Here is a 26,391-nt window from a genome sequence, read left to right as displayed (position 1 = left end):
GCGTGTCACTCGCCGGGGGCAGTGCCGGGGAGTGCCGGCGCCGGGCGCCGCCGGCACGGCCGGGTCTCAGCCGATGCGGGCTCCCGCACCGCCGACACGGACGCGCGGATCACCCGCGCGCAGCGTCACCGTGAGCTCGCCAGGACGGCCCAGGTCCTGGCCCTGGTGCAGGGTGAGGACGGCGTCCTCGGGGACCAGGCCCAGCTCACGGGCGTACGCACCGAACGCGGCGGCCGCGGCGCCGGTCGCCGGGTCCTCGACGACGCCGCCGACGGGAAAGGGGTCACGGACGTGGAAGACGGTGGCCGACTCACGCCACACCAACTGGAGCGTGGTCAGGTCCCAGCGGTGCATCAGGGCTTCCAGGCGCGCGAAGTCGTACGCGAGATCGGCGAGGCGGGCACGCGTGGCCGCCGCGAGGACGAGATGCCGGGCGCCGGCGAAGGCGACACGGGGCGGGAAGCCGGGGTCGAGATCGGCGGCCGGCCAGCGGAGCGCGGCGAGCACCTCGGCGAGAGTGCCGTCGTCGACCTCCTCGAGGTGCGGCTCGACACTGGTGAGCGTGGCCCTGACCGTCCCGCCCTCCTCGGTCACCTCCACCGGCACGATGCCCGCGCGCGTCGCGAACACCAACTCCCCGGGGCCTGTCCGCTCGGCGAGTGCGACGGCGGTCGCGAGGGTGGCGTGCCCGCAGAACGGCACCTCGGCCCGGGGGCTGAAGTAGCGGATGCCGTACGCCCGGCCCTCCTGGCCGTCGAGGCCCTCCGGAGGCGCGGTCAGGAACGCGGACTCCGAGTATCCGAGGCCGGCGGCGATGGCCAGCATGTCGCTGTCGTCCAGGCCGGTGGCGTCCAGAACGACACCGGCGGGGTTTCCGCCGTCGGGGGTGCTCGAGAAGGCGGTGTATCGCAATACCTCGGGCCGCGGCGCATTCTTCGTCATGCTCGCGGCAACGCGGGGCGGGCTCGCGTCCATTCCCTGACGCGGGTGGAGCCGCGGCCGGTCACTCCAGGAGAGCCGCGACCAGGGTGGCGAACTCGTCCGGGGTGGCGAGGCGGACGCCGAGCTGTTCGGCCTTGGCACGCTTGGAGCCGGCTCCTTCTCCGGCGACCACGAGAGTGGTCTTCCTGGAGACGCTGGAGGAGGAGCGGCCGCCGGCCCGTTCGACGAGTTCGTTCATCTCGTTGCGGGAGAGCTTCTCCAGGCTTCCGGTCATCGCGCCGGTGACCACCACCGTCATGTCGGCCAGCGGGTGCTCCGCCCCGGCCGCCCCTGCCGTGTCCCGGCCGTCGGGAGCGGCGTCGGCGGCCGGGGGCGGGGTGGCCCCGGGCTCGGTCATGTTGACACCCGCCGCGACGAGTTCGTCGATGAGCGGGGCGAGTTCGGCGAGTTCCGCGACGATCGAGGGTGCCTTCTCCGGCCCGATGCCGTCGACCCGCTGCATCGTTTCGGCGTCGGCGGCGCGGATGTTGTCCATGGTGGCGAAGTACCGGGCGATGCGCCGGGACATGGACCGGCCGGTACCACGGACGCCGAGCGCGCAGAGCACCCGCGACAACGGCTGCTCCTTGGCCTTGGCGATCGCCGCGAGCAGGTTGTCGGTGCTGGTCTCGCCCATCCGGTCCAGGCCGAGCAACTGGTCGCGTCCGAGGGCGAACACATCGGCGAGATCGGAGACGAGGCCCGCGTCGACCAGCTGGACGACGCGGGTGGCGCCCAGACCCTCGATGTCGAGCTGGTCGCGCCCCGCGGCGTAGGAGAGCGAGGCGACCAGATGGCAGTTGCGGCCCTGCGCGCACCGCCAGCGCTCCCCGCTGGTGTCGATGTCCGACCCGCAGCGCGGGCACTGCTCGGGAAAGACGACGGGCTGTTCCTCGCCGGTGCGCAGGTGGGCGACCGGAGCCTCGATGCGGGGGATGACGTCACCGGCGCGGTGGACCATGACGTGGTCGCCGAGCCGCAGATCGCGGCGGGTGATGTCGGCGGGGTTGTGCAGGGTGGCGTAGGTGATCGTGGAGCCGTCGACGACCACGGGTTCGAGGACTCCGCGCGGGGCGATGATGCCGGTCCGTCCGACGTTCCACTCCACCTCCAGCAGCCGGGTGATCTTCTCCACGGCCGGCAGCTTGTACGCGATCGCCCACCGGGGCGCGCGGGAACCGGAGCCGGCGTCACGCCGGTCGGCGGCCGGGTCTGCCTTGATCACGACCCCGTCTATGCCGAACGGCAGCTCGGCCCGTGCCCCGGCGATTTCCCTCACCCGGGCCAGGACCTCCTCCGGCGACTCGGCCACGGAGTCCGGGACCATGGTCGCGGCGCTGGTGTGCACGCCGAGCTCGGCGGTCAGGCTCATCAGTTCGCTGTGCGCGAGCTCCGTCAGCCGCTCTGCGAGGGGAGCGCCGGTGTCGGGCAGCGGCAGCAGTCCGTAGCCGAAGAACGTCATCGGCACCGTGTAGAGCCGGTCCTTCGCCCGCAGGGTGCCCGCGGCCGCGTTGCGCGGATTGGCGAACGGCTGACCGCCGTGGCCCGTGCGGACCTCGTTCGCGTACTCGAACTGGGCGGCCGTCATCAGGACTTCACCGCGCACCTCCACGGTGACCGGCTCGGCCAGCCGCTCGGGCAGCCCCACCACGGTGCCGATCGCGTGCGAGACGTCCTCCCCGGCCGTCCCGTCCCCCCGGGTGATCAGCCGGGCGAGGCGACCGCCGCTGTACCGGGCGACGAGCGCGAGCCCGTCCAGCTTCGGGCCCACACCGAAGCGGGTGACCTCACGGCCGATGCGCCGGTTCAGGGACGCGGCCCACGCCGTGAACTCCTCCGCCGAGAACACGTTGTCGAGGCTGAGCATCGGCACCGTGTGCGGTACGTCGCCCTCCACCGCGCCGCCGGCCACCTTGCCGGTGGGGGAGTCGGGCAGCACCTCGTCCGGGTGCTGTGCCTCCCAGGCGGCGATCCCGCGCACCAGCCGGTCGTAGGTGTCGTCGTCCAACGGCGAGGTGCCGCCGTCGTAGTAGGCGGCCGCCGCGCTCACGGCGTTCTCGACCGCCTGCGCGTAGGCGGCGGCATCCACGATCACTGCTGCGGGAGTAGTCATGACCGGCATCATGCCGCCCACCGCTGACAACGGGCCCGGACGCCGACTCGCACCTCGTCGCATCGAGGCCATGACCGAGTCCGGACCGCTGGACCGGGAGTGGTGCGGCACCTGCGGGAGGCGGAGGAGGGCGGGCCCGTGCACCGGGAGGCCCACGCCGGGGGCCGCCGCGGCAGAGGCCTCACGCGGCTGGGCGGTTCCGGTGACGCGGTCGCCGTCCCCGTCGCCCGACGTGGGTGACCAGGCGCAGGGCGGCCGTGACGGTGTCGCCCAGGGGCGGGCCCGCCGTCGGGTCGGGCCGCAGGGCCCAGTCCTCGACCGCGATGCGCAGCGCGGTGCTCAGTACACCCGCCTCCACGCGGACCGCGAGGTCGTCGCCGGTGCGGTCGGCGATCATCGCGACGGACTCGGCCTCGGCGTCGTAGTGCGCCTCCAGCCATACGGCACGCAGCCCCGGTTCGTCCCGGCGCAGCCGCACCAGGTCGCGCAGGGTCCCCGGATCCTGCTCCGCGTCCTCGGCGTGATGGGCGCGCGGGACGGACTCGGCGAGCGGGGCCGTGCCGTTCCCGGTCCCGCACCGATGCACCGGGGCCAGGGCATCCGTGCCAACGCCTTCGTGCCGGGCGGCACGATCGCCGGTGTCCCGGCCGGTCTCGAGACCGGCCGGGAGGCCCACGGGCCGGCCGTCGTCGGCCGGTACATGGTCGACATGGGCCGCCTCAGCGAAGCGGAGGAGCAGGCCGCCGCCATCGTCTTCCTCGCCTCCGGCGCCGCGAGCAGCATCATCGGCGTCGTCCTGCCGGTGGACAACGGCTGGCCGGCGGTCTGCCTGCGCCGCTCCTGGGTGGGGCCGCCCGGGCCGGGCCCGTCCGTCGGCGCGGCTACTCCCGCTGTCGTATGCGGCAGGACGGCGCGGCTCGTACGGTGTGGTCGTGACGACCTTCCACCGTCTGCCCACCCGTCTGCGGACGCTGCCCCCGGGGGCCGTGGACGTCCTGGTCGTGGCCGGCGTCGGGCTTTTGACCGCGTCGGACGCGGCGGTGAACGAACCCGGGTACCGGCAGGCGGACCGGTTCACCTGGTTGCTGCTGGTGGTCTCCCTGGTGGCGCTGCTGTGGCGTCGGCGCCGTCCGGTGCTCGTCGCCGTCGTGACCGGAGCGGCCTGCGCGGGCTGGGCCCTCCACGGGCACATCGGGGAACTGCTCAACCTGCCGGTGATCGTGGCGCTGTACACCGTCGCCGTGCTCGGTGACCGGCGGCGCACCCTGTGGACAGGACTCGTCGCCGCCGCCGTCTCGGGTGCCGTCGCGCTGTCCGTCGGCAGGGACGTGGTGAACCCGCAGGGCCTGCCGGTGCTGGAGATGCTCTGGCCACTGGTTCCGCTGTTGCTGGGCGAAGTGGTGCGCACCCGGCGGCAGTTGCTCGAGGAGTACGCGGACCGGGCCGCCCGCGCGGAGGAGGAGCAGGAGCGGGAGGCCGAGCGGCGCGTACACGAGGAGCGCCTGCGGATCGCCCGCGACCTGCACGATGTCGTCGCGCACTCGGTGACGGCGATGACCGTCCAGGCGGGCGTCGCCCTGGACGCCTTCGGCGTACGGCCCGAGCTGGCCAGGGAAGCGATGAGGCAGGTGCGCGCATCGGGCAAGGACGCGGTACGGGAACTGCGGGCCACGGTCACGGTGCTGCGGAGCGAGGCGGGAGCGGCGGGCGGGACGGACGGTACGGACGAGGAGAGGGAACCCGTGCCGGGACTCGAACGGCTTGCCGACCTGGTGGAACGGTTCGCGGGTGGTGGTGTCGCACTCGCGCTCCGACGGGAGGGGGGTACGGACGGGGTGCCGCCCGCGGTCGGCCTGGCCGCGTACCGGATCGTGCAGGAGGCGCTGACGAACGTCGTCCGGCACTCCGGCGCCCGGCACGCCACGGTGTCCGTCGTCCGCCACGACGACCGGCTGGTGGTGGAGTGTCCGTCGGCCGCCACGACGACCGGGTGGTGGTGGCGGTCGTCGCCGAGGGGCCGCCGGCGCCGAAGCCGCCGGCGGCCGCCGGCGGCTTCGGGCTGCTCGGGATGCGGGAGCGAGCGGCCGCGGCCGGGGGCAGCGTCGACCACGGGCCGCTGGACGGCGGGGGCTTCCGGGTGCGGGCCGTCCTGCCCGCCGGTGATGCCGTGGGAGGCCGGCGATGAGCGTGCGCGTGGTCCTCGCGGACGACCAGACCGTCGTACGGGCGGGGTTTCGCGCCCTGCTGGACCTGACCGACGACCTGGTCGTGGTCGCGGAGGCGGCCGACGGGCTCCAGGCGGTGGAGACGGTGCGGCTGACCCGGCCCGACGTCGTCCTGATGGACATCCGCATGCCCGGGGTCGACGGCATCGAGGCCACCCGCCGTATCGCGGCGGACACCACGCTGGACGGCGTACGGGTGGTCGTGCTCACCACCTACCGGGCTGACGCGTACGTCTTCGAGGCGCTGCGGCACGGCGCGGCCGGCTTCCTGCTCAAGGACATCGACCCGGACGACCTGCGGGCGGCGATCCGAACCGTCGCGGCCGGCCGGAGCCTCCTTGCCCCCGCCGTCACCCGCACGGTGGTGGAGGAGTTCGCCCGGATCAAGGGGCCCGAGGCCGCCGGTGCCGAGCGGCTCGCCGCACTCACGGACCGGGAGCGGGAGGTGATGGCGCTGGTCGCCGCCGGGCTGAGCAACGAGGAGATCGGCGGACGGCTGTTCATGAGCCCGCTGACCGCGAAGACGCATGTCAGCCGCGCGATGACCAAACTGGGGGCACGCGACCGGGCCCAGTTGGTGGTGCTGGCGTACGAGACGGGCCTGGTCAGGGCGGGGGAGCGGTGACCCGGGGAGCGGTGGCGCTGCTCCCGCCGGAGTAGGGACCGGCTCCCGGCGGATGTCCCGGGCGTTCCGGCTCCCTACCGTCGCAGACATGATCGAAGCACAGGAACTGACGAAACGACACAAAGAACGGACTGCCGTCGACCGGCTGACGTTCACGGTCCTGCCCGGCCGGGTCACCGGCTTCCTGGGCCCCAACGGCGCCGGGAAGTCCACCACGATGCGCCTCGTCCTCGGTCTCGACGCCGCCACCTCGGGCACGGTCACCGTCGGCGGCCGGCGGTACACCGAACTGACCGCGCCCCTGCGCACCGTCGGCTCCCTCCTGGACGCCAAGGGCGTCCACGGGGGCCGTACCGCCCGGCAGCACCTGACCGGGCTGGCAGCGAGCAACCGCATCCCGCGCCGGCGGGTCGACGAGGTCCTCGACCTCACCGGCCTGACCGCGGTCGCCGGACGGCGGGTCAAGGGCTTCTCCCTCGGCATGAGCCAGCGGCTCGGCATCGCCGCAGCCCTGCTGGGCGACCCCGAGGTGCTGCTCCTGCTCGCGGCCGGGACGCACGACCACCGGTGCCGGATCGCCGACACCGTCCGGCCGACCGCGTCCCGGGCACGGTCCACCGAAGACGCGGTGCGGGTCCTACGGCACCCCGAGTTCGAACAGCACGTAGCCCGCGTACGACCCGGAGGCCAGTGCCGCCGTGCCGAGCACGGTGGCCAGCGAGGGCAGCCGGAGGCGGCGCATGGCCAGGGCGAGCGGGATCAGGAGGGGGAACAGGGGGAGGAGATAGCGCGAGACATTGCCGAAGTACTGCTGGGTGCCCATCACCATCAGGTACGACAGCACCGTGTACACCACGAGCACGGCGGGTGGGCGCAGCCGGACCAGCAGCACGGTGAGGACCGGCACGAGCAGGACCACTCCGACACCGATGACGTCCTCGAAGGGCATCGCGAACAGGTAGTCGAAACGGCCCACGGGGACCGAGGTCAGGACGTCGATGCTGTGCCGGCCGTAGTCGAACGTGTGGCCCCACGCGCCGTCCTGGAGCTTGCTGTACCCGCCCCAGTCGCCCATGCGGTGGCCGACCCAGCCGAGGTAGCCGAGCGTTCCCAGCGGGGCGATCGCCACGGCGAGCAGCGGACGGCGGATGCCCTCCCGCCGTCGGCACACCGCGACCAGCCCGGCGACGGCGAGGGCCGCGACCAGGGTGACGGCGGTCGGCCGGGCGAGCCCGGCGAGGAACGTGAGCAGCCCGGCGACGAGCCAGCGGCGGGTCATGACGGCGTAGCAGGCCCACACGGCCAGAGCCGTGTACAGGGACTCGGAGTACACCGCCCACTCGGTGCCGGAACCCGGCCACACCGCCCACAGGCCGACGGCGACCAGACCGGCCCGCCGCCCGCCCACTCGGGCCGTGACCGCGTGGATCCCGAGCGCCGCGACGAACGAGCAGACGATCGAGACGGTCATTCCGGCGCCGTACGGGCCGAGCCCCGTGACCTCCGAGACCAGCCGCATCAGCGTCGGGTAGAGCGGGAAGAACGCCGCCGAGTTGCCCTTCAGGGTGATCATGCCGGTGGCGCCGGGGACGGGCTCCAGAGCCGGGTCGTAGCCGTGCAGGGCGATCTGCTGGTACCACCAGCCGTCCCAGCTGCCCAGCACGTCCCAGGAGCGGTCTCCGCCGCCGAAGCGGGGATGCTTCCCGCGGAAGTCGCCGGCCGAGTCGAGCAGGTACATGAAGGCGGCGAACCCCACGAGCTTGAGCACGCCGTACGTCGCGAGGACGGGCCCGTGGCGCGCGACGGCCCGCCGCAGCCGCTTTGGAGGGCTTTGGCCGGCGTCCACCGGAGGGGAGACGTCGGGCCAGGGCGTCGGACCCGGAGTCCGGTCCGCGGAGTCCGACGGGTCTGCCGGGGGGCCGGTCCGGACGGCGCTGCTCATGAGGCGGAGGGTCCTGTCGTACGGCGGGCGCTGCGGCCGGGGAACACCCAGGCCCGAAGGAGGAGGAAGCGCAGCAGGGTCGCGGCGAGGTTGGCGAGGACCAGGGCCGGCAGTTCCGTGCCGGGACCGGCCCCGGGGGCGGCACGGTGCAGGACGGCGAGCGACCCGCTGGTGAGCGCGAGGCCGACCAGGAAGGCGGCCAGCCCTTTGAGCTGGTGCCCGAGCGCCCCGTGCCGGCCGCGCACCCCGAAGGTCAGCCGTCGGTTCGCGGCCGTGTTGGCGATCGCGCTGGCCAGCAGGGCGATCGCGTTGGCGGCCTGGGCGCCGGTGAAGGACCGGAGCGCGGTGTAGAGCAGCAGGTGGCACAGAGTGCTTGCGGCACCGACCGCGGCGAAGCGCAGCAGCTGGCCGGCCAGGCCGGGCGGCAACTCCGCGACCCGCTCGAGACCTCCGCCCCGGCGCAGCGCGGTCAGCGGCAGCCGGCCGCCGGCCAGGGCGCGCCCCAGCCGGGCCATGCCGCGTAGATCCGCCAGCGCCGTGGACACGATGTGGACCCGGCTGTCGGGATCGTCCACCCAGTCGACCGGCACCTCGTGGATGCGCAGTCCGGCCCGCTCGGCGATCACCAGGAGTTCGGTGTCGAAGAACCACCCCCTGTCCTCCACCAGGGGCAGCAACTGCTCGGCGACGTCCCGGCGTACGGCTTTGAAGCCGCACTGCGCGTCGGAGAACCCCACGGCGAGGGTGCCGCGCAGCAGGCCGTTGTAGCAGCGGGAGACGATCTCCCGCTTCGGTCCGCGCACGACCTGGGAGCCGCGCGCCAGCCGGGTGCCGATCGCGAGGTCCGAATGCCCGGAGATCAGCGGGGCCACGAGGGGCAGCAGGGCCGCGAGATCGGTGGACAGGTCCACGTCCAGGTACGCGAGCACCGGGGCCCGGGAGCCGGACCAGGCGGTGTGCAGCGCCCGCCCGCGCCCCTTCCCGGCCAGCCGGATCCAGCACGTACCGGGCAGTTCCCGGGCCAGCCGGGCGGCGATCCGGGGGGTGGCGTCGGTACTGGCGTTGTCGGCGACGGTGATCCGGAAGGAGTACGGGAACGTCTCCACGAGATGCGTGTGCAGTCGCCGGACGCACCGCTCCAGGTCCTTCTCCTCGTTGTGCACGGGGACGACCACGTCGAGTACGGGGCCCGGGCGCCCGCCGTCGTTGTTCCTGTCGTCGTTGTCGGCCGGTGCGGGCCGTCCGGCGGTTCTCATGGCTGGTTCACAGTCGCTTTCCGGCGTACGGCGGAATCCCTCATTTTGAGGTGGGCATGCCAATACGCTCGTGGTGTGGTCGGAGGGAAGGACCCGGGGCGAACGGGGCGCCCCGGGCGGGGCAGGGCGGCGCGGTGGTGCGGCTACCCGCTTCCGGCCGGCTCGGGGCCGGCCGAGAGGGAGGGCGGGGGCGGAGGCTCTGAGGCGGGCGGGGGTGAAGCCGGCGCCGATGGCGACGGAGGAGAGGAAGGCGCCGACGTCGGCTCGCTCCCGCCCGCCGTGGTGGGTGGTGGGGCCGAGGTCGGTGAGCTGCTCCCCGGGGCACCGGTGCCGGCGCCGGTGGTGACGGGCGGGCTCGCGGGCGGGTGGGAGGTGCTGGTGGCCGAGCTCGTCGCCGGTGGAGTGGGCGTCGGGACCGCCGGGGGCGACGTCGGACTGGCCGCGGGCGGCGGACGGTGATCGGCAGGCGGCCGGGAGTCGGAGCCGAGGCCGGGCAGCAGGGCGAGTCCGGCACTGAGCCCGGCCACCGCCAGGGCCGAGCCGCCCGCCCGCCACAACGTCCGGGACCGGTGACGGGCCCTGATGCCCTGGTACAGCCGCTCCCGCTGTTCGGAATCGAAGGGGGCCTGCTGCCGGGGGCCGCGCATCATGTGCGTCAGCTCCCGCTCGAAGTCGTCCATCGGTTCTCCCCTCACCCCACGGGCCTGACGGCGTCGGACAGGATCTGCCGCAGTCGCGCCACGCCCCGCGACGCGTGGGACCGGGCGGTGCCCACCGGGCAGCCGAGGGCCCGGGCCACCTGGGCCTCGGGCAGGTCCTCGCAGTAACGCAGCACCACCGCGGCCCGCTGCCGGGGCGGCAGCAGGGCCAACGCGGCCTCCAGCCGCGAACGTTCCGCCACGACCGACGACACATCATTCGGATCGGGCCGGTCGGGCAGCTGATCCACCGGACGCTCACCCCACCAGCGCCGCCGGGCGGAACGGGCCGCCAGCCGCACGAGCACCTGCCGGACGTACGCGTCCGGCGCCTGCTCGGCGACCCTCGGCCAGGCGAACCACAGCTTCACCAGGGCCTCCTGCACCAGGTCCTCGGCACGCTGCCGGTCGCCGCCGGTGAGCAGACGCGCGACATGGAGCAGCGCCCCCCAGCGGGCAGCCGCGAACTCGTCGAAGCCGTCTGCCCGAAACCGCTCCATCCTCACCGTCCCGTCCGTTCAAACTCCTACACCCGGACAAAGACGCTGGACCCCGCCCCGCGATGCACCCGGGCGTCGTGATCCATCTCACTCCGGGCGAACGAAGGAGCGGGCCACGGCTCCACGCCCGCGTGACGCGGTCGATGAGCTCATGGCCCGCTCCGGAGCGCGCGAGGCGCAAGGTGGCGGTACCGGACGGATCAGCCTTCCATACGGTCACCCTTCGGCTTGCCCCGCTGGTCGGGGGTGCCGTGCGGTGGCGGGCTGAACGGCTGCGGCGAGGTGGCGGGCGAGACGGGGGAGCCGGTGCGGCCCGCGCTCTGCTCGGGGCGCAGTGCCCCCGGGTCGCCCGACGTCGGCTCGGAACCCGTGCGCAACTGCTCCAGACGGGCCTCCAGCAATTCGATCACCGGGAGGCGGTCGCCGTGCGCACGCTCGTAGTCCAGGAGCTCCCCGACCTCGTCCGCGGACAGCGCGCGCACACGGCTCTCCAGGCCGCCGATCGGCAGATGGTCGTAATCGGGCAGCGGCAGGGTCTCACGTGCGGGGTCTGCCATGGTGCTCACTTCCTTGTTCACGGTAACTGCGGTGTGCCACTGCGACGTTCGCGGCAGGAAGACGGTGGGGGGCGCCGGTGGTCAGCGGCGTCCCGGCCCGCCACTGCCGAACGCGCCGCTGCCGCCCTCCTCCCAGCGAGGCCGTTCCTGCGAGGCCCCGGGGCGACTGCCGGGGCTGCCTCCGTGCAGGTCGTGCGGCGTCAGCCGGTCGTCGCTCCTGGGCATCTCGTCGGGCTCCCGGTGTTCCCGGACCTCATGGATCGGGCCCCCCTCAGGCATCCGGGGCTGCTCGTCGGGGCGTGGCCTGGGCGAGTCACCCTGCCTGACCCGTTTGCTGCCGAACGCGAACAGGCCGATCAGCAGGCCCACGACCAGCACGGCCGCCACAACGAGGCCGATGCCCATGATCCCGCGGCTCGCGGCGAGGTCGGCTGCTTCCATCCACGGGGTCTCCGTCGCAGTGTTCGTCATGGTCCGCGGGTACCCCCGGGTCCTCCCGGTGAACCCGCCGGGCAGGCAGTCGGCGACAGCGGGTTTCACCGCCCGTGGTGATGGCTACCCGCGCTGGGTGACGACGACATCCGAGCAGGAGCTGTACCGGTATCTCGAGGACCGGTTCGCCTGCGCGCAGGCGTGCGCGGAATGCTCGCGGGCCTGCGCGGTGCGGGCGAGCCTGGTGGAGCCCGGTGGCGGCACGTCCCAGGAATTCGTCCGGCGCAAGGGCGTCATCTGCGCGGAGGTGTGCGACGCCACCAACCGCGTGCTGTCCGAGGGCAGCCAGGCGGACGAGGAGACCGTCCGGGTCCAGGTCGAATGGTGCCGGCAGGTGTGCCTCGAGGGTGCGCACGCCTTCGACGGGCACCCCGGCGCGGAGCGCACGGCCGAGGCGTGCCGAACCTGTGCGCAGGCCTGCACGGACTTCCTCGGCACACTGGCTTCCCCGGCACACTGACGTCACGTACGCGCGCGGCACCGTACAAAATCGGGTGAGACATCGTCATACTGGACGGGCCAGGGGAGGGCGCGTCGGACACTCACGGGGGCGGACGATGGGGGACAGCAGGCTGATCCACGGCCGGTACCGGCTGGTCGATCCGATCGGGCGGGGTGGCATGGGGGAGGTGTGGCGGGCACGCGACGAGTCGCTCGGCAGAGAGGTCGCGGTGAAGTGCCTCGAGCCGGCGGGCGCACAGCACGACCACGCGTTCGGCCGGGTGCTGCGTGAGCGCTTCCGGCGGGAGGCCCGGGTGGCGGCGTCCCTGCAGCACCGCGGGATCACCGTCGTGCACGACTTCGGTGAGTACGACGGTGTGCTGTACCTGGTGATGGAACTGCTCCAGGGCCGTGATCTCAGTCGCCTCCTGGAGGAGAACAAGCAGCATCCGCTGCCGGTCGACGAGGTGGTGGAGATCGCCGAGCAGGTCGCCGCCGCCCTCGCCCACACCCATGACCAGGGCATCGTGCACCGGGACCTGAAGCCCGCCAACATCGTGCGGCTCGCCGACGGGACGGTGAAGATCTGCGACTTCGGCATCGCCCGCCTCGGCCACGACATCGGGTTCACCTCCCGGCTGACCGGCACCGGCGTCCCGATGGGAACCCCGCACTACATGTCACCGGAGCAGATCAGCGGCACCGACGTCGACCGGCGCAGCGACCTGTACTCCTTCGGCTGCGTGCTCTACGAGATCGCCACAGGGGTGCCGCCGTTCGACCTCGACGACGCGTGGGCGATCCTGGTCGGGCACCGCGACACCCCGCCCCGGCCACCGCGCGGCCACCGCGCCGAACTGCCCGAGCGCCTCGAGCGGATCATCCTCGACCTGCTGGCCAAGGAACCCGGCAGGCGCCCCCACAGCGCACGCGAACTGGCACGCCGTGTCGGCGAGTTGCGGTCCGCACCGGCCCTGCAGCCGGTGCCGGCGGCGGGCCGGGCCGTCGAGACGGCCCAGGCGGCCCCCGGGGCGGTGCCGACCGCGGCTTCGGCCGTGGCCCCGGTCGCGGTGCCGGACTGGCCGGAGCCCGCCGGCCCGTCCGACGCGGGTGACCGTTCCGTCCCGCCGCGCTGGGCCGCCCGGCCCGAGCCGGTGGGCAGCGCGCCCCGGCTGCCCTCCTGGACACGCGGCATGACCTCCGGCCGCAAGGCGGCCGTCGCCGGACCGCGCAGCGCCCCGCCGGACCCGGCGGGCGGGCTCTCCGGCGAGTGGATCGCCCGCCCGGCGACCGGCCACGGCGGCCCGCCCCCGCCGGACGAGCGGCCCGCCCCGTCGTCCGAGGCGGTGGCCACGCTGGCCGCACGGCACAACGCCGGAGTGAGCCTCGGCCGCCTCGGCCGCTGGACGGAGGCGGGGGAAGTGCACCGGGCGGTGGCGGCGGAGCGGTCCCACCTCCTCGGCCCGGACCACCCCGACAGCCTCGCCAGCCGCTACGAGGCCGCCTTCGCCCTCAGCCGCACCGGCCGTGCCGCCGACGCGCTGCGCGAGTACAAGCACGTGGCCGGGACCCGTATCCGCGCGCTCGGCTCCGAGCACCCCGACACGCTCGCCGTCCGCCAGGAGATGGCATACGTCCTTGCCCGGCTGGGCCGGCCCTTCGACGCCCACCAGGTGTATCTGTCGGTGCTCTCGGCGCGCGAGCGCACCATGGGCGCCGAGCACCCCGACACCTTGCGCTGCCGGCACAACCTCGCCCTCAACCTCAACAGGCTGGGCCGCCTGGAGGACTCGTACAGCATGGCGTGCGAGGTGGCCGCCGCCCGCGCGCGGGTCCTCGGTCCCGAGCACCCGGACACGTTGGTCACCCGCTACGAAGTCGCTTACACCCTGGGGCAGCTGGGGCGGTGGGCGGATGCCCTGGAGACCTACCGGGAGGTCGCCGACGCTCGCGCGCGGGCGCTCGGCCCGGACCACGCCGACACGCTCGCCGCCCGTTACGAGATCGGCATCGGACTCGGCCGGCTCGGCCGCACCGCACAGGCCCTCGACCTCTACCGAGGCCTGGTCGCCGACCGCACCCGGGTCCAGGGCCCCACCCACCCCGAGACCCTGCGCGCCCGGCACGGCCTGGGCGTCAACCTCGGCCGGCTCGGCCGCTGGGCCGAGGCCCTCGCAGAGTCCCGCGCGGTGTGCGCGCTGCGCGAGAGCGCCCTCGGCGCCGACCATCCGGACACCCTGGTCAGCCGCCGCGAGGTCGCCGTCGGCCTGGGCTGGCTGGGCCGCTGGGCGGACGCGCTCACCGAGTACCGCCGGGTGGCCGACGCCCGTGAGCGCCTCCTCGGAGCGGACCACCGCGACACCCTCGCCGCCCGCAACGACGAGGCCCAGTGCCTGGAGCGGCTCGGACACGAGGAAGCGGCCGCCGGGCCGCACCTCGGGGCGGTCGCACCGCGGCAGCAGCGGGCGGTGGGCGGAGTGTGACGGGCGGCGGGCACGGAAGCGGAGGGCACGCCGGTCCGCCGCGCCGGGCGGGCGGTCTCCGCGCAGGGACGTCGCCCGCCGCCTGGTCGGCACGGATCTTCACGTGCTACGAAGAACCATGACCGCACACGAGGGAGCCGGAACCCGGGCATACGACGCCGTCATCGTCGGCGGAGGCCACAACGGCCTTGTCGCCGCCGCCTATCTCGCGCGGGCCGGACGCTCCGTGCTGGTGCTGGAGCGGCTTGACCACACCGGCGGGGCGGCGGTGTCCACCCGCCCCTTCGCCGGTGTCGACGCCCGGCTGTCCCGGTACTCGTACCTGGTCAGCCTGCTGCCCCGGAAGATCGTCCGGGAGCTGGGGCTCGACTTCCGGGTACGCTCCCGCACCGTCTCCTCGTACACCCCCGCCGAACGCGACGGCCGGCCCACCGGGCTGCTGGTCGGCGGCGGTGAGCGGCGCACCCGGGAGGCGTTCGCCCGGCTCACCGGATCCGACCGCGAGTACCAGGCCTGGCAGCGCTTCTACGGTATGACCGGCCGCGTCGCCGAGCGTGTCTTCCCCACGCTCACCGGGCCGCTGCCCACCCGCGGGGAACTGCGCCGCGCCGTCGACGACGAGGAGGCCTGGCGAACCCTGTTCGAGGAACCGATCGGTGCCGCCGTCGAGGGGCACTTCACCGACGACCTCGTACGGGGCGTGGTCCTCACCGACGCCCTCATCGGCACCTTCGCCGACGCCCACGACCCCACGCTCGAGCAGAACCGCTGCTTTCTCTACCACGTCGTCGGCGGCGGCACCGGCGACTGGGACGTCCCGGTCGGCGGCATGGGCGCGCTCACCGACGCGCTGGCCGCCGCCGCGCGCCAGGCGGGCGCCGTCATCGCCACCGGCCACGAGGTGACACGCATCGACACGGACGGCCGTACCGCCGAGGTCGCCCACCGCACTGCCGACGGCGAGGGCGTCGCAGCCGCCCGGCACGTCCTGGTGAACGCCTCCCCGCGAGAACTGGCCGTACTGACCGGCGACGCGCCCCCGGCCCCTGCCGAAGGCGCCCAGCTGAAGGTGAACATGCTGCTCACGCGGCTGCCGAGGCTGCGGGACAGCTCCGTCGACCCGCGCGAGGCGTTCGCCGGGACCTTCCACATCGCCGAGGGATACGGGCAGCTGGCCGCCGCGCACGCCCAGGCCGCCGCCGGTGAGCTGCCCGCCGCTCCGCCCTCCGAGATCTACTGCCACTCACTCACCGACCCGACGATCCTCGGTCCGGAGCTCGCCGCCCAGGGCTACCAGACGCTCACCCTCTTCGGCCTGCACACCCCGGCCCGGCTGTTCGCCCACGACAACGACGCCGTGCGCGAGGAACTCCTCGCCGCGACTCTCGCCCAGCTCGACACCCATCTGGCCGAACCGCTCGCCGACTGCCTGGCGGCCGACGCCGACGGGCGCCCGTGCCTGGAGGCGAAGACCCCGCTCGACCTGGACCGCGACCTCGGGCTGCCCGGCGGAAACATCTTCCACCGCGCCCTGGCCTGGCCCCACACCCAGGACGGAACCGGCCGCTGGGGGGTGGAGACCCGGCACGCCAACGTCCTGCTGTGCGGCGCGGGCGCGGTGCGCGGGGGAGGGGTGAGCGGGATACCGGGACACAACGCGGCGATGGCGGTGCTGGAGGCGAGCTGACGGGGCGACCGGACCGGGAACGCGCGGGGCGTTCAGTCGGCGGACCGGGTCCAGCCCGCCGCGCGCACCCGTGCCGCGTCCGCCGGACGGGCCTCGTCGAACAGAACGCGGCCGCCCGCCCGGACACGCATTCCGTCCACGTAGGCTCCGCGTCCGACATACGGCCGGTCCGTCGCGTACCGCCAGCGCAGGGTGAGGCTCCGCGCGGTGGGCAGGGCGGCCGTGAGGCCGTGCCAGACCCGGCCCGACCAGCCCGTCGCGGTGCCCGCCGCATGCTGCTCGGGCGCCTCGCCCCGGCGCTCGGTGACGAACGGCACCGGCTGCCAGACCGTACCGCCGTCCGTCGCGGCCTCCAGGGCGAGGAGGTCGGCGTGCGGCTCGGTGTCCCACCACAGCGCACAGCGCAGCCGTGCGCCGCCGGACGACGTGTCCAGCGCGGGCAGCGTGAGCGTCGCCGTCGTCGGACCGGCCATCCCGGAGAACCAGGACGTCCGCCCGTCCCGCCCTGCACGCCCCGGTGCCGGCCCGACCGGCACCGCGCGGGCCAGCTGGTTCGCGGCGGCCACCCGGGGAGCCGAGCCGGAGCGCCAACTGCGCACCGGATGAACCGAGTTGCCCAGAACGACGAGGAACGAGTCGGTCGTCGGGTCGAGCACCAGAGAGGTACCGGTGAACCCGGTGTGGCCCGCCGTGCGCGGAGTGGCCATCGCGCCCATGTACCAGTGCTGGTAGAGCTCGAAGCCCAGACCGTGCTCGTCCCCGGGAAAGCCGGTGTTGAAGTCGGTGAACATCAGCTCCACCGACTCCGGTTCCAGGATGCGTGCCCGGCCGTAGCCGCCGCCGTTGAGCAGGGTCCGCCCGAGGACCGCCAGGTCCCAGGCGCAGGAGAACACCCCCGCGTGGCCGGCGACCCCGTCCAGGCTGTAGGCGTTCTCGTCGTGCACCTCGCCCCACACCAGCCCCCGGTCGAGGCCGGACCAGGGCGGGCGGGCGTCCTTGGTGGCGGCGATCCCCGGCTTCCACGAGGCGGGCGGGTTGTAGCGGGTGCGGTCCATGCCCAGCGGACCGGTGATCTCGTCCCGCAGGAGGACGTCCAGGGTGCGGCCGGTGACCTTCTCCAGCACCAGCTGGAGCGAGATCAGGTTCAGGTCCGAGTACAGGTACGCCGATCCGGGCGGGGCGGCGGGTGCCTCGTCGAGGACGAGCCGGACGCGCTCCGCGTGGGTCGGCGCCCGGTAGAGCGGGATCCAGGCACGGAATCCCGAGGTGTGCGTGAGCAGGTGACGGAGTGTCACGCCTTCCTTGCCGGCCCGGCCGAACTCCGGCAGGTACGAGGCGACGGTCGCCTCCAGTTCCAGCGCGCCCCGCTCGATCTGCTGCACCGCGAGGACGGAGGTGAACAGCTTCGACACCGAGGCCAGGTCGAAGACGGTGTCCTCGGTCATGGGGATCTGCCGGTCCGCCGGGAACTCGACGCCGGTGTCGGTCTTCTCGTCGTACGCCCGGTAGCGCACCGCCATGCCGATGGGCCGGTGCAGGGCCACGGTGCCGCCGCGTCCGGCGAGCAGCACCGCACCCGCGTACCAGGGGTGTTCGGGCGACGGGCGGAGGAACGCCTCTGCGTCGGTGACGAGTCGGTCCAGATGGCCGGCGACCAGTCCGGCCCGCCGGGCCGACCCGTGCCGCAGGGTCGGGTGCCCGCCACCACCCGCCGCCCCGGCCGCCGGTGTCGCCGCGGGCGGTGAAGCGGTCGCGGCCGGACCGGCCGGCAGGGAGGCGAAGGCCAGGGCGCCGCCCAGGGCCAGTGCACGACCGCCGAGCCGACGGCGTGTGATACCGGTCGTGGCTGTGTCCGCACTCGACCCGTCGTCCACCATGGAGGTTCCTCCCGTGTCGCGGCCGCTGCCGGCGGCCTGAAAGATTCTTTCGGGATCGCCTTGCGGGGTGGAACTTTCCTGTCAGGCGCGGGATGTGTCAATGGGGCGTGCGGGGCCGCGCCGTCGAACCGGCCCGGCCGGGAAGCGGGCCCCGCCCGGGGTGACGACCGCTCACCACCGGACGGGCCCGTGCGCGTCAACGCTCGCGCACGCGGACGACCTTCAGCTCCGGCGAGGACCGGATGCCCTTCTCGCGGAAGCGCGAGGTCACCCACCGCTCACCCGGGAACAACCGCGTCCGGTCACTAAGCGGGGGCTGCGCGACCGTTTCACCGGGTGAGCGCGGCACCCGGCCCGGTGCGAGGCGGCGCGGCTCAGCGTGGACGCAGGTCCACGATCCGCCGGATCTTGCCCACCGACCGCTCCAGTGTCTCCGGATCGACGATCTCCACCCCGACCGACACCCCGATGCCGTCCTTCACGGCCGCCTCGACGGACCGGGCCGCCGCCGCGCGGGTGGCGGTGTCCGCGTCCGGCCGTGCCTCGGCGCGGACCGTGAGGGCGTCCGTCCGGCCCTCCCGGGTGAGCCGGAGCTGGAAGTGCGGCGCCACACCCGGTGTGCGCAGCACGATCTCCTCGATCTGGGTGGGGAAGAGGTTCACCCCGCGCAGGATCACCATGTCGTCGCTGCGGCCGGTGACCTTCTCCATCCGCCGGAACGCCGCCCGCGCGGTCCCCGGCAGCAGCCGGGTCAGGTCGCGTGTCCGGTACCGCACGATCGGCATCGCCTCCTTGGTGAGCGAGGTGAAGACCAGTTCGCCCCGCTCACCCTCCGGCAGCACCCCGCCGGTGACGGGGTCGACGACCTCCGGGAGGAAGTGGTCCTCCCAGAGGTGCAGTCCGTCCTTGGTCTCCACGCACTCCTGCGCGACACCCGGTCCGACGACCTCCGACAGCCCGTATATGTCGACGGCGTCGAGGGCGAACCGCTCCTCGATCTCCTGCCGCATCCGCTCCGTCCAGGGCTCGGCGCCGAAGATCCCCACACGCAGGGACGTGCCGCGCGGATCGACGTGCTGCCGCTCGAACTCGTCGAGCAGGGTGAGCATGTAGGACGGCGTCACCATGATCACCGCGGGCTTCAGGTCCTGGATCAGCTGCACCTGCCGGGCCGTCATGCCGCCGGATGCGGGAACCACTGTGCAGCCGAGCCGCTCCGCGCCGTAGTGGGCGCCCAGTCCGCCGGTGAACAGCCCGTAGCCGTACGCCACGTGCACCGTGTCCCCGGGCCGGCCGCCCGCCGCGCGGATCGAACGGGCCACGACGTCCGCCCACATGGACAGGTCGCCCTCGGTGTAGCCGACGACTGTGGGTCGCCCGGTGGTCCCGCTGGAGGCGTGCAGACGGCGGATCCGTTCGCGTGGTACGGCGAACATCCCGTACGGATAGTGATCCCGCAGGTCCGCCTTGGTGGTGAACGGGAACCGGGACAGGTCGGCGAGGGAGCGGCAGTCGTCGGGGTGGACGCCCGCCCCGTCGAACGACGCCCGGTAGAACGGCACATGGTCGTAGGCGTGCCGCAAGGAAGCCCGCAGCCGCTCCAGCTGGAGCGCCCGCAGTTCCTCCACGCCGAGCCGTTCCGCCGGGTCGAGCAGGTCCATCGCCTGAGCCATCAGGAACTTCCCCTCGCTCATCGCGTCCGTCGCGTCGATCGTGCCGATACGGGCGACCGATCATTCGGTCGCTCCCGCAGGCATCAGTAATCCAGTCCGGACCCGCCCGAGGCAAGGCCCGCCGCATACTTCTTCCGCGCGCCGGGGACGCCGTGAACGGGGGAGACGTGAACAGGGGAGCGGGGCGGGGCCGGGAGGCCTCCGCTCAGCCGGTGGGGACGGACGAGCCACCGCTCCCGCCGCGGCTTCCACCACTCCCCTTGCCCCCCTGCGGCCCGTACGCGGTCATGAAGCGGTCGCGGAACTCGTCCATCCCCCAGGCCGGGGCGTCGGGCGCGGGCTTGAGGCCGTCGGTCCAGTTCCAGCCGGCCACCCGGTCCAGGACCTTCTCGTCGCGGGCGACGATCGTGACCGGCACGTCCTTGCCGGTGCTGCCGGCGGTGACGGTCGGTACCGGCTGGTGGTCGCCGAGAAAGACCAGGACCGTGTCCTCGTCGCCGTACCGCTCCATCCACTCGGTCAGGCTGCGCAGCGAGTACTCGATGGACTTGCGGTACTCGGTGCGCACCTTCTCCGGGTCCTGCCAGACCTCCGCGGGGTCGGTGCCCTCCTTCTTGATCTCGTGGAACACGGAGCCGTCGCCGAGCTCGTCCCAGTCGATCATGCGGGCGTTGGGGGACCACGGGTTGTGGCTGGAGGCGAGGATGATCTCCGCCATGATCGGCCCACGGTCCTTCCTGCCGTGCTCCAGGCGCTCGAAGGCCTCCATGCTGAACTGGTCGGGCACCGGCGTCCAGCTGAAGTACGGGCCCTGGTAGCCGAGGTGCTCGGAGTCGTAGATGTGGTCCAGGCCGAAGTACTTGCCCTCCGGCCAGGCCCGCCGCACCCCGGGCACGATGCCGACGGTGCGCCAGTCGCCGGCCTTGCGGAAGTAGCTGGTGAGGGTCATGCGGTCGCTGGTGGTGAGGCTGCGGTAGCGCTGCTGGTTCTTGATCCACAGACCGGACAGGAAGGTGGAGTGGGCGAGCCAGCTGCCCGCGCCCGTCACCGGCGACCTGAGCCAGCCGCTGCGCGACTCGAAACCGGCGTCCTTGAGGGAAGCGCTGCCCTCCTTCAGTACCGCGCCGATCGGCTCCGCCATCGCCGGATCGTCGATCGCCACCCGGCCGTAGCTCTCGACGAAGGCGAACAGGACGTCCTTGCCGCGCAGCCCGGTGAACAACTGGTCCGGCGGAGTGTCGGCGAAGGCGTCGACGGCGGCCTGCTGCTCGAAGACCCGTGCGTCCCTGAGCCCCGCGCGCACCTGCTCCAGGCGGTTGCCCAGCATCTCCGCGTTGCCCTTGGTGGCGAGCGGGACACCGGTGATCTGCAGGCCCAGGGTGACAGAGGTGATCCACGCGACGCCCAGGACCAGGGTGGTGCGGGCGGCGGACGCGCGGTGGCGGACCATCAGGTTCGTGATCCGCACCGCCGCCAGCGTCATCAGCACCAGCAGGGCGACGAACAGGACGACCACTCCGATCACGGCGAGGATCTGCCCGCCCCGGCCGAACGACTCCCGGACGAACTCGGCCGCGTCGTCGAGCAGGATCCAGTCGAGCACCAGGTCGAACGGCCGGGCCAGCACCTGGTAGAACCCCATGTCCACCATCTTCAGGGCGGTGAACAGACCGAGGAGGACGCCCGAGACCACCGCCGTGATCCGCCGGGGCCTCGGCGGCAGCGCGAGCAGCAGCGTCGCCAGCAGGACGCCCTCGGCCGGGATGCGGAAGAACGACTCGAGGGACAGCCGCTCCACGCGGTTCGGTACGAGGAGCGCGAACAGCAGCAGCCCTCCGGCCAGGACGGTCGTCCCGGCGGTGAGGGCACGGGCCGCGCGGGGGTGGCCGTGGCGCCAGCGGTCCCGCCGTGTGGCTGCCGGGCCCTCCGCGGCCTCCTCAAAGGGCCCGGGAGTGCCGGCGGGGTCGGCGGTGGTGTGATCGGTGGTTCCGGCCGGACCGTCGGCCGGGTCCGCTCCGCTCCCGGTGTGGTCCGACAGCTGACGGGAGCGTGTGAAGAGCTGCACCCGGGGTCCTTCCGCGCGGTACGACGAGGGCATGGCACACCGGACCCGTGAACGGGCCTGCCCCCACCAGTACGTTCACATGTCATTTCGCGTTCAACCGCGCGGTCCGGGGGCCATGGTCCGGGGTTCGGAGCGCGCGGGCCGGACTCCGCGGCCCGGAGTCCGCCGTCGGAGGACCGACGGTCCCGGCAGCGGGCCGGGGTCTCCTCCGGTGACGGTCGCGCCGCGCCCGTCCGGCCCCGGACCACGACCACGTCCGAAGGGAAGGCGAGGGCCTGCTCGACCCCCTCCGGACGCGGCTCCCCGCTCACCGGTCGGGGGACGCCGGATCCCGCGGGGGCCTTCCCGGCAATGTGTCCGGCGGTGGCCCCTCCCCCCTGCGGTCGGCGGGCGGCCGGCCCCGCCTCCCGACCCGCCCGCGCCACCGGTGGAAAGGGACTCCTCACATGACCTGTCGGCGGCCGGAACCGATGGCTAGGCTGGCCGCGGACGACGGAAATCGGGAGGAGCACGGACGTGGCCGAAAGCACCACCCAGCAGCGACCGCTCACCGGCTGGGACAAGCCCGACCTGGATCTGAGCAACGCGCAGTGGCAGTCCAGCAGCCGGGGTCTGGGGGATGTCCAGATCGCCTTCGTGGAGGGCTTCATCGCCATGCGGAACAGTGGCCGCCCCCAGAGCCCTTCCCTGATCTTCACCCCGGCCGAATGGGGCGCCTTCGTGTCGGGAGCCCGGGAGGGGGAGTTCGACCTGACCTGAGCCGGGGGCGTACGGCTTCGCGGCGCGCGCACCCGGACCCGCCGGCCGGTGAACGGAAGGGCCGCCGGACAGGTGTCGCCGCCGATCTTCTGGACACATGACCGGGGATACCCTTCCGGGACCGGGCCCCGAGCCAGGCCGGCCCGGGAACGTGAGGGCCGTGGTCCGGAAGTGAGGAACCCCATGAGCACCCAGCCGGTCGTCGCGGCGGTCGACGGTTCGGACGACAGTCTGCGCGCCCTGGAGTGGGCCCTCGACGCCGCACACCGGCGCGAGGCTCCGCTGCGGGTGGCGCACGTACGCCAGTACGCCCTCTGGGACCGGCCCGAGGAGGGGCCCGCCGGACCACCCGCCCCCGAGGACGATCCGGTCATCGCTCTGGTCCGCGGCCTGCTGGAGGGACGGACCGGCCTTCCAGCCGTCGACTTCGCAGCCCTGGACGGCGCTCCCGGTGCCGTTCTGCCCGAACAGGGGGCCACCGCGCAGCTGCTGGTGCTCGGCTCCCGGGGCCGCGGCGGCTTCGCCAGCCTGCTGCTCGGCTCCAACTCCCTTGCCGCGGCCCGGGACGCCGAATGCCCCGTCGTCGTGGTGCCCCGGCCCGGGCGGGACGCCGACGCGTCCGCCGAGCCCGCCGGAGCCGGTTTCGGAATCGTCGTCGGCGTGAACGTCGACAGCCCCGACGAGGCCACCCTGGCCTTCGCCTTCCGTGAGGCTGCCCTGCGTGGCGCCGTGGTCCGGGTCGTCGCCGCCTATCCGTGGCCCCTGCAGACCTGGATGCTGCCGGGGGAGATGCCCGCCCCGCAGATCGACCAGGGCGCCGTCGAGCACGAGACCCGCGTCCTGGCCGATGGCTTCCTCGCCCCGCACCGCGAACGGCACCCCGAGGTCACCGCCGAGGTCCGGGTCCTGCCCGGGGACGCCGCCGGGCACCTGGTCGAGGCCTCCCAGAGCGCCGGTCTGGTCGTCCTGGGACGCCACCGGCGGCGCCTGCTGGCACCGGCCCGCATGATGGGCTCCGTCACTCAGGCCGTCCTGCTCCACGCGGCGAGCCCCGTCGCGGTGGTCCCGCCGGCGCCCCCGGAGGAGTAGCCCGCAGGGAGCCGGGCACCACGGCGGCCACTGGCCCGACCGGGCGGACATGGCGGGCTCGCCCGGCCGTCCGCCCGCGGGTCCGGGCACGTACCATGGCGGCATGTCGTTCCTCCGCCGCCGCAGCGCCACCCCCGCCGGACCCGACTTCGACGTACTGGCCATGGACCCCGGCGACTGGCCCGGGAACCTGGGCGCCGGGCTGCTGCCCGCCCCTGACGGCACCTGCCAGGGCGTCTTCCTGCGCTACGACCTGTTCGGCGGCCGCGGCCCCGCGATGATCATCGGCAATCTGCCGGAGGGCTCCCCCGCCCGCGAGGTTTCCGAGGGCGAGGTCCCCTTCGAGGTCGCGCAGCTGCTGCTGGCGCTGGAGAACGAAGAGGAGGTCACCGTCGTCGGCACCGAGGACGTGCCCGTCATGCAGGGCGACAACCTGCTCATCGTGCGCCGGGTCAAGCTCTCCGAGAGCCGGATCTCCTGTGTGCAGTTCGACCGCAGCGACAACGTGCTGGTCACCATCGCCGCCTGGGACCGCCCCATCACCGACGACCTGTACACCCTCCTCAAGCCGCTGCCCGCCGAACTGTTCCAGCAGGGCTGACCGGCCCCGCCCGCCGGCGGGAAACAGGAGGCCGGGAACGAGGGCCGGCACCGAGCGCCGGGGACGGACGCCGCTACGCCTGCTGCACCGTCACGTCCGCCGCCCGCACGAAGGCGACCCGGTGGCCGAACTGGATCCGGTGGTACAGCTCCTTGCCCCTGACCACCTGGTGCGAGGACCGGTCGAAGGCCACCGCGTACAGGTACTCACCGGGCACCTCGCCCCCGGTGACGTACTGCTGGCCCTCCGGCAGCGTGTACGGCAGCGGGGACACCTCCTGGACGGGCACCCCCTCCGGGTAGGCGGCCTTCTCCGGGTAGGCGCGTCCGTACACCGGCACGGAGTCCAGGCCCTTCCTCGGGGTCACCACCCGGCCCGCGGCGGGCACCGCGGTGGGCTGCTTCTTCGGGTTCCTGAACCAGGCCTTCTGCCCCAGGTACCAGATCGCCGTCCAGTCGCCCCACCGGTCGGCGACCGCGTACTGCTGGCCGGCCGACACCCGTGACGACAGGTCGTTCACCCCGGTCGTCGGGTTCGAACCCAGGCCGGCGTCCCTGATCAGCGCGGACTTCTCGTCGTGCTCGGAGTACAGCCGCACCGCGCTGGACCCGTGCGCCGCACACGGCTCGCCCGCCCTCCCGCAGCCCGTGAACACCGGCCCGGGGGTGGCGTAGTCGGGGCGGATCGTCACCAGGCCGCCGTTCTTTTCGGCCGTGGCCCCGAAAGGACTGCCCAGCAGCTCGAAGTAGTGCGCCCAGTCCCAGTAGGGCCCGGGGTCGGTGTGCATGCCGGGCACGGCCGCCGCGGTCGGACCCGGTACGGTGTCGTGGCCGAGGACGTGCTGCCGGTCCAGGGGGATGTCGTACTTCCCGGCGAGGTACCGCACCAGCCGGGCCGAGGAACGGTACATCGCCTCGGTGTACCAGGCGTCCGGTTCTGCCAGGAATCCCTCGTGCTCCAGCCCGACCGCCCCCGCGTTGACGTACCAGTTGCCCGCGTGCCAGGCCACGTCCTTCGTCCTCACGTGCTGGGCGATGTGGCCGTCGGTCGAGCGCAGACTGTAGTGCCACGACACGAAGGTGGGGTCCTGCACCGAGGCGAGAACGCCCTCCCAGGCGCCCTCGGTGTCGTGGACGACGATGTACCGGATCGGCTGTGAGACAGGACGGTCCGACCGGTCGTGGTTGCCGTAGTCACCGTCCCCGAACTCCTCGTACGGCGCCGGGACCCACTCGCAGGACACCGTCGCGGGGCACTCCGCGGCGGCGGAGTCCGCGGACACGGTCCGCAGGCCGGCGCGGCGCAGCGCCGACCGGTCCGGGGCGAGGCCGGGACGGGCGGCCAGGGCGACCGGCTCTCCCGTGTCCGTCACCCGGTGCGCACCGGCGCGGATCACCGCGTAGACGTCGTCCGCGTACGCCGCCGCCGACGTGGTGTCGTCCGCACCGGAGAAACGGGCCACCGCGCCGTACCAGCGGGCCGGATCCTCGCTCGGTTTCCCGCCCAGCCGCTGCTGGGCATCGGCCAGCAGCGCGGCACCGCCCGCCACGTTCGCCGCCGGGTCCTCACGCAGCCGCTCGGCGCTCAGCCCGGTCAGCTCGGCAGCCCTCGGCAGAGTGGCCAGCCGGTCCGGGAGGGCGACGGCGGGCGGCACGTGCGCCCCGGGACGCAGCGCGGGCCGGGCGTCGTCGCCCCGAGGGTCCTCCGTCCCCTCGTCGTGATGCGACGCCGCCGACGCCAGAGCGGTGCGGGTGTCCGTGAGGTGCATCGGGCCGTAGCCGCCGGTCACACTCGGCGCACCGTCGTGCGTGTCCCAGCGGGACTGGAGATAGGAGACGGCCAGCAGCACGCTTCGCGGCACCTCGTACGCGGTGGCCGCAGCGTCGAATGCTTCCTGCAGCCGGGTTCCGCCGGACGGGCCGGCGTCCGGTGGGGGAGCGGACGGGGCCGCGCCGAGCAGTGGCAGCATGAGCGCCGCCGCGGCCAGGGCGCCGGCCGTACGGCGGGCAGGGCGGGCACCGACGGCCGGCGCACGGCCGGGTCGGGTGGGGGATCCTCGCAACGCGGTCTCCTGGGACGGTCGGGCGGGACGGGCCGTACGAGCCATGGGGCCGGAGGGGTGACTCGTACGGGGCCTGCGGGTGCGACTGTGCTACCGGCCGGCCGATGATCCGTCAATCATGCCCAGAAGAAGCGCAATTTCCCTCTCGTCCGGGATGCACGGGACTTTCGTGGCGGCGCTCCGGAGACCTGCGGGAAACGCGCGGGGACGGGGGGGGGGGGGGGGGGGGGGGGGGCGGGGGGGGGGGGCCCCGCCCGCGCCGCCC

The 26,391-nt window shown here is 73.8% G+C and carries 22 protein-coding genes and 2 pseudogenes; 12 read left to right on the top strand and 12 right to left on the bottom strand.

Features of this window, described 5'->3' with window-relative positions:
- Window positions 1-66: 66 nt before the first annotated feature.
- From ORI94_RS10770 to ORI94_RS10760, 3 genes are all read right to left on the bottom strand, one after another.
- Entirely contained in the window at window positions 67-942 is an 876-nt protein-coding gene (locus ORI94_RS10770) for a PhzF family phenazine biosynthesis protein (protein WP_266074243.1), read from the bottom strand.
- A 61-nt stretch (window positions 943-1,003) separates the two neighbouring features.
- Window positions 1,004-3,094: an NAD-dependent DNA ligase LigA gene (gene ligA, locus ORI94_RS10765; protein WP_266074241.1), complete on the bottom strand. Its 2,091-nt coding sequence runs from the start codon at window positions 3,092-3,094 to the stop codon at window positions 1,004-1,006.
- Window positions 3,095-3,275: 181 nt separating this feature from the next.
- The gene (locus tag ORI94_RS10760) at window positions 3,276-3,680 is read right to left on the bottom strand and encodes a hypothetical protein (protein WP_266074390.1); all 405 of its coding nucleotides are present in this window, start codon (window positions 3,678-3,680) and stop codon (window positions 3,276-3,278) included.
- Between ORI94_RS10760 and ORI94_RS35320 the strand changes: the two genes are divergently transcribed.
- From ORI94_RS35320 to ORI94_RS10735, 5 genes and pseudogenes are all read left to right on the top strand, one after another.
- Window positions 3,618-4,346, top strand: a complete 729-nt coding sequence (locus ORI94_RS35320; RefSeq protein WP_323056036.1) for an SDR family oxidoreductase — start codon at window positions 3,618-3,620, stop codon at window positions 4,344-4,346. The genes ORI94_RS10760 and ORI94_RS35320 overlap by 63 nt on opposite strands.
- A gap of 109 nt (window positions 4,347-4,455) precedes the next feature.
- Window positions 4,456-4,728, top strand: a pseudogene (locus ORI94_RS35315) (histidine kinase dimerization/phosphoacceptor domain-containing protein); the annotation flags it as partial.
- 329 nt (window positions 4,729-5,057) lie between these two features.
- Window positions 5,058-5,279 carry a hypothetical protein gene (locus ORI94_RS10745; protein WP_266074388.1) on the top strand — a complete coding sequence of 74 codons (222 nt, stop codon included), beginning with the start codon at window positions 5,058-5,060 and terminating at the stop codon, window positions 5,277-5,279.
- The gene (locus tag ORI94_RS10740) at window positions 5,276-5,944 is read left to right on the top strand and encodes a response regulator (protein WP_266074239.1); all 669 of its coding nucleotides are present in this window, start codon (window positions 5,276-5,278) and stop codon (window positions 5,942-5,944) included. The genes ORI94_RS10745 and ORI94_RS10740 overlap by 4 nt, the downstream gene beginning before the upstream one ends.
- An 88-nt stretch (window positions 5,945-6,032) precedes the next feature.
- Window positions 6,033-6,485: pseudogene (locus ORI94_RS10735) on the top strand (ATP-binding cassette domain-containing protein); the annotation flags it as partial.
- A gap of 96 nt (window positions 6,486-6,581) precedes the next feature.
- On the opposite strand, the gene ORI94_RS10730 reads toward ORI94_RS10735, so the two are convergent.
- Window positions 6,582-7,886, bottom strand: coding sequence for a hypothetical protein (locus ORI94_RS10730; protein WP_266074237.1), 1,305 nt, complete (start codon window positions 7,884-7,886; stop codon window positions 6,582-6,584).
- A complete protein-coding gene (locus tag ORI94_RS10725) occupies window positions 7,883-9,142 on the bottom strand; it encodes a bifunctional glycosyltransferase family 2/GtrA family protein (RefSeq protein ID WP_266074235.1) in 1,260 nt (419 codons plus the stop codon). Before ORI94_RS10725 ends, ORI94_RS10730 begins: the two co-directional genes overlap by 4 nt.
- A 279-nt stretch (window positions 9,143-9,421) precedes the next feature.
- Between ORI94_RS10725 and ORI94_RS10720 the strand changes: the two genes are divergently transcribed.
- Window positions 9,422-9,601, top strand: a complete 180-nt coding sequence (locus ORI94_RS10720) for a hypothetical protein (protein ID WP_266074233.1) — start codon at window positions 9,422-9,424, stop codon at window positions 9,599-9,601.
- Window positions 9,602-9,833: 232 nt separating this feature from the next.
- On the opposite strand, the gene ORI94_RS10715 is transcribed toward ORI94_RS10720, so the two are convergent.
- The 3 genes from ORI94_RS10715 to ORI94_RS10705 form a co-directional block, all read right to left on the bottom strand.
- On the bottom strand, window positions 9,834-10,340 hold the full coding sequence (locus tag ORI94_RS10715) for a SigE family RNA polymerase sigma factor (protein ID WP_266074231.1): 507 nt from the start codon (window positions 10,338-10,340) through the stop codon (window positions 9,834-9,836).
- 200 nt (window positions 10,341-10,540) lie between these two features.
- Window positions 10,541-10,897 carry a hypothetical protein gene (locus ORI94_RS10710; RefSeq protein ID WP_266074229.1) on the bottom strand — a complete coding sequence of 119 codons (357 nt, stop codon included), beginning with the start codon at window positions 10,895-10,897 and terminating at the stop codon, window positions 10,541-10,543.
- Between the two features lie 81 nt (window positions 10,898-10,978).
- The gene (locus tag ORI94_RS10705; RefSeq protein WP_266074227.1) at window positions 10,979-11,368 is read right to left on the bottom strand and encodes a DUF6479 family protein; all 390 of its coding nucleotides are present in this window, start codon (window positions 11,366-11,368) and stop codon (window positions 10,979-10,981) included.
- A 97-nt stretch (window positions 11,369-11,465) separates the two neighbouring features.
- On the opposite strand from ORI94_RS10705, the gene ORI94_RS10700 reads away from it, so the two are divergent.
- The 3 genes from ORI94_RS10700 (at window position 11,466) to ORI94_RS10690 (ending at window position 16,000) form a co-directional block, all read left to right on the top strand.
- Complete coding sequence (locus ORI94_RS10700; RefSeq protein WP_266074225.1) at window positions 11,466-11,849, top strand: ferredoxin; 384 nt, start codon at window positions 11,466-11,468, stop codon at window positions 11,847-11,849.
- Between the two features lie 97 nt (window positions 11,850-11,946).
- Window positions 11,947-14,313, top strand: a complete 2,367-nt coding sequence (locus ORI94_RS10695) for a serine/threonine-protein kinase (RefSeq protein WP_266074223.1) — start codon at window positions 11,947-11,949, stop codon at window positions 14,311-14,313.
- A 118-nt stretch (window positions 14,314-14,431) separates the two neighbouring features.
- Window positions 14,432-16,000: a phytoene desaturase family protein gene (locus tag ORI94_RS10690; RefSeq protein WP_266074221.1), complete on the top strand. Its 1,569-nt coding sequence runs from the start codon at window positions 14,432-14,434 to the stop codon at window positions 15,998-16,000.
- Window positions 16,001-16,032: 32 nt separating this feature from the next.
- On the opposite strand, the gene ORI94_RS10685 is transcribed toward ORI94_RS10690, so the two are convergent.
- The 3 genes from ORI94_RS10685 to ORI94_RS10675 all read right to left on the bottom strand — a co-directional run bounded on the left by ORI94_RS10685 (window position 16,033) and on the right by ORI94_RS10675 (window position 21,615).
- Window positions 16,033-17,877: a serine hydrolase gene (locus ORI94_RS10685; RefSeq protein ID WP_266074219.1), complete on the bottom strand. Its 1,845-nt coding sequence runs from the start codon at window positions 17,875-17,877 to the stop codon at window positions 16,033-16,035.
- Between the two features lie 374 nt (window positions 17,878-18,251).
- Window positions 18,252-19,550: a phenylacetate--CoA ligase PaaK gene (gene paaK / locus ORI94_RS10680; protein WP_266074377.1), complete on the bottom strand. Its 1,299-nt coding sequence runs from the start codon at window positions 19,548-19,550 to the stop codon at window positions 18,252-18,254.
- A gap of 205 nt (window positions 19,551-19,755) precedes the next feature.
- Complete coding sequence (locus ORI94_RS10675) at window positions 19,756-21,615, bottom strand: sulfatase (RefSeq protein ID WP_266074217.1); 1,860 nt, start codon at window positions 21,613-21,615, stop codon at window positions 19,756-19,758.
- A 516-nt stretch (window positions 21,616-22,131) separates the two neighbouring features.
- Here ORI94_RS10675 and ORI94_RS10670 point away from each other — a divergent pair.
- The 3 genes from ORI94_RS10670 (at window position 22,132) to ORI94_RS10660 (ending at window position 24,064) form a co-directional block, all read left to right on the top strand.
- Window positions 22,132-22,374 (top strand): DUF397 domain-containing protein, encoded by a 243-nt coding sequence (locus ORI94_RS10670; RefSeq protein WP_042172421.1) that lies wholly within the window; start codon window positions 22,132-22,134, stop codon window positions 22,372-22,374.
- Between the two features lie 183 nt (window positions 22,375-22,557).
- Window positions 22,558-23,463 (top strand): universal stress protein, encoded by a 906-nt coding sequence (locus tag ORI94_RS10665; protein ID WP_266074215.1) that lies wholly within the window; start codon window positions 22,558-22,560, stop codon window positions 23,461-23,463.
- Window positions 23,464-23,566: 103 nt separating this feature from the next.
- Window positions 23,567-24,064, top strand: a complete 498-nt coding sequence (locus tag ORI94_RS10660) for a hypothetical protein (RefSeq protein WP_042172415.1) — start codon at window positions 23,567-23,569, stop codon at window positions 24,062-24,064.
- A gap of 73 nt (window positions 24,065-24,137) precedes the next feature.
- Here the strand turns inward: ORI94_RS10660 and ORI94_RS10655 are convergent, their stop codons facing one another.
- A complete protein-coding gene (locus ORI94_RS10655; protein WP_416237798.1) occupies window positions 24,138-26,126 on the bottom strand; it encodes an N-acetylmuramoyl-L-alanine amidase in 1,989 nt (662 codons plus the stop codon).
- Window positions 26,127-26,391 lie beyond the last annotated feature (265 nt).

The sequence above is a fragment of the Streptomyces sp. NEAU-W12 genome (assembly GCF_026242095.1).
GTDB lineage: Bacteria > Actinomycetota > Actinomycetes > Streptomycetales > Streptomycetaceae > Streptomyces.
The sequence above is the reverse complement of the archived record's forward strand: the minus strand, read 5'-3'. Positions and strand labels throughout refer to the sequence as shown.

Bases quoted from the DNA above. Each gene is read 5' to 3' on its own strand.
- ORI94_RS10770 (WP_266074243.1), bottom strand. From the start codon at position 942: ATGACGAAGAATGCGCCGCGGCCCGAGGTATTGCGATACACCGCCTTC.
- ligA (WP_266074241.1), bottom strand. From the start codon at position 3,094: ATGACTACTCCCGCAGCAGTGATCGTGGATGCCGCCGCCTACGCGCAG.
- ORI94_RS35320 (WP_323056036.1), top strand. From the start codon at position 3,618: ATGGGCGCGCGGGACGGACTCGGCGAGCGGGGCCGTGCCGTTCCCGGT.
- ORI94_RS10740 (WP_266074239.1), top strand. From the start codon at position 5,276: ATGAGCGTGCGCGTGGTCCTCGCGGACGACCAGACCGTCGTACGGGCG.
- ORI94_RS10730 (WP_266074237.1), bottom strand. From the start codon at position 7,886: ATGAGCAGCGCCGTCCGGACCGGCCCCCCGGCAGACCCGTCGGACTCC.
- ORI94_RS10725 (WP_266074235.1), bottom strand. From the start codon at position 9,142: ATGAGAACCGCCGGACGGCCCGCACCGGCCGACAACGACGACAGGAAC.
- ORI94_RS10715 (WP_266074231.1), bottom strand. From the start codon at position 10,340: ATGGAGCGGTTTCGGGCAGACGGCTTCGACGAGTTCGCGGCTGCCCGC.
- ORI94_RS10710 (WP_266074229.1), bottom strand. From the start codon at position 10,897: ATGGCAGACCCCGCACGTGAGACCCTGCCGCTGCCCGATTACGACCAT.
- ORI94_RS10705 (WP_266074227.1), bottom strand. From the start codon at position 11,368: ATGACGAACACTGCGACGGAGACCCCGTGGATGGAAGCAGCCGACCTC.
- ORI94_RS10695 (WP_266074223.1), top strand. From the start codon at position 11,947: ATGGGGGACAGCAGGCTGATCCACGGCCGGTACCGGCTGGTCGATCCG.
- ORI94_RS10690 (WP_266074221.1), top strand. From the start codon at position 14,432: ATGACCGCACACGAGGGAGCCGGAACCCGGGCATACGACGCCGTCATC.
- ORI94_RS10685 (WP_266074219.1), bottom strand. From the start codon at position 17,877: ATGGTGGACGACGGGTCGAGTGCGGACACAGCCACGACCGGTATCACA.
- paaK (WP_266074377.1), bottom strand. From the start codon at position 19,550: ATGGCTCAGGCGATGGACCTGCTCGACCCGGCGGAACGGCTCGGCGTG.
- ORI94_RS10665 (WP_266074215.1), top strand. From the start codon at position 22,558: ATGAGCACCCAGCCGGTCGTCGCGGCGGTCGACGGTTCGGACGACAGT.
- ORI94_RS10660 (WP_042172415.1), top strand. From the start codon at position 23,567: ATGTCGTTCCTCCGCCGCCGCAGCGCCACCCCCGCCGGACCCGACTTC.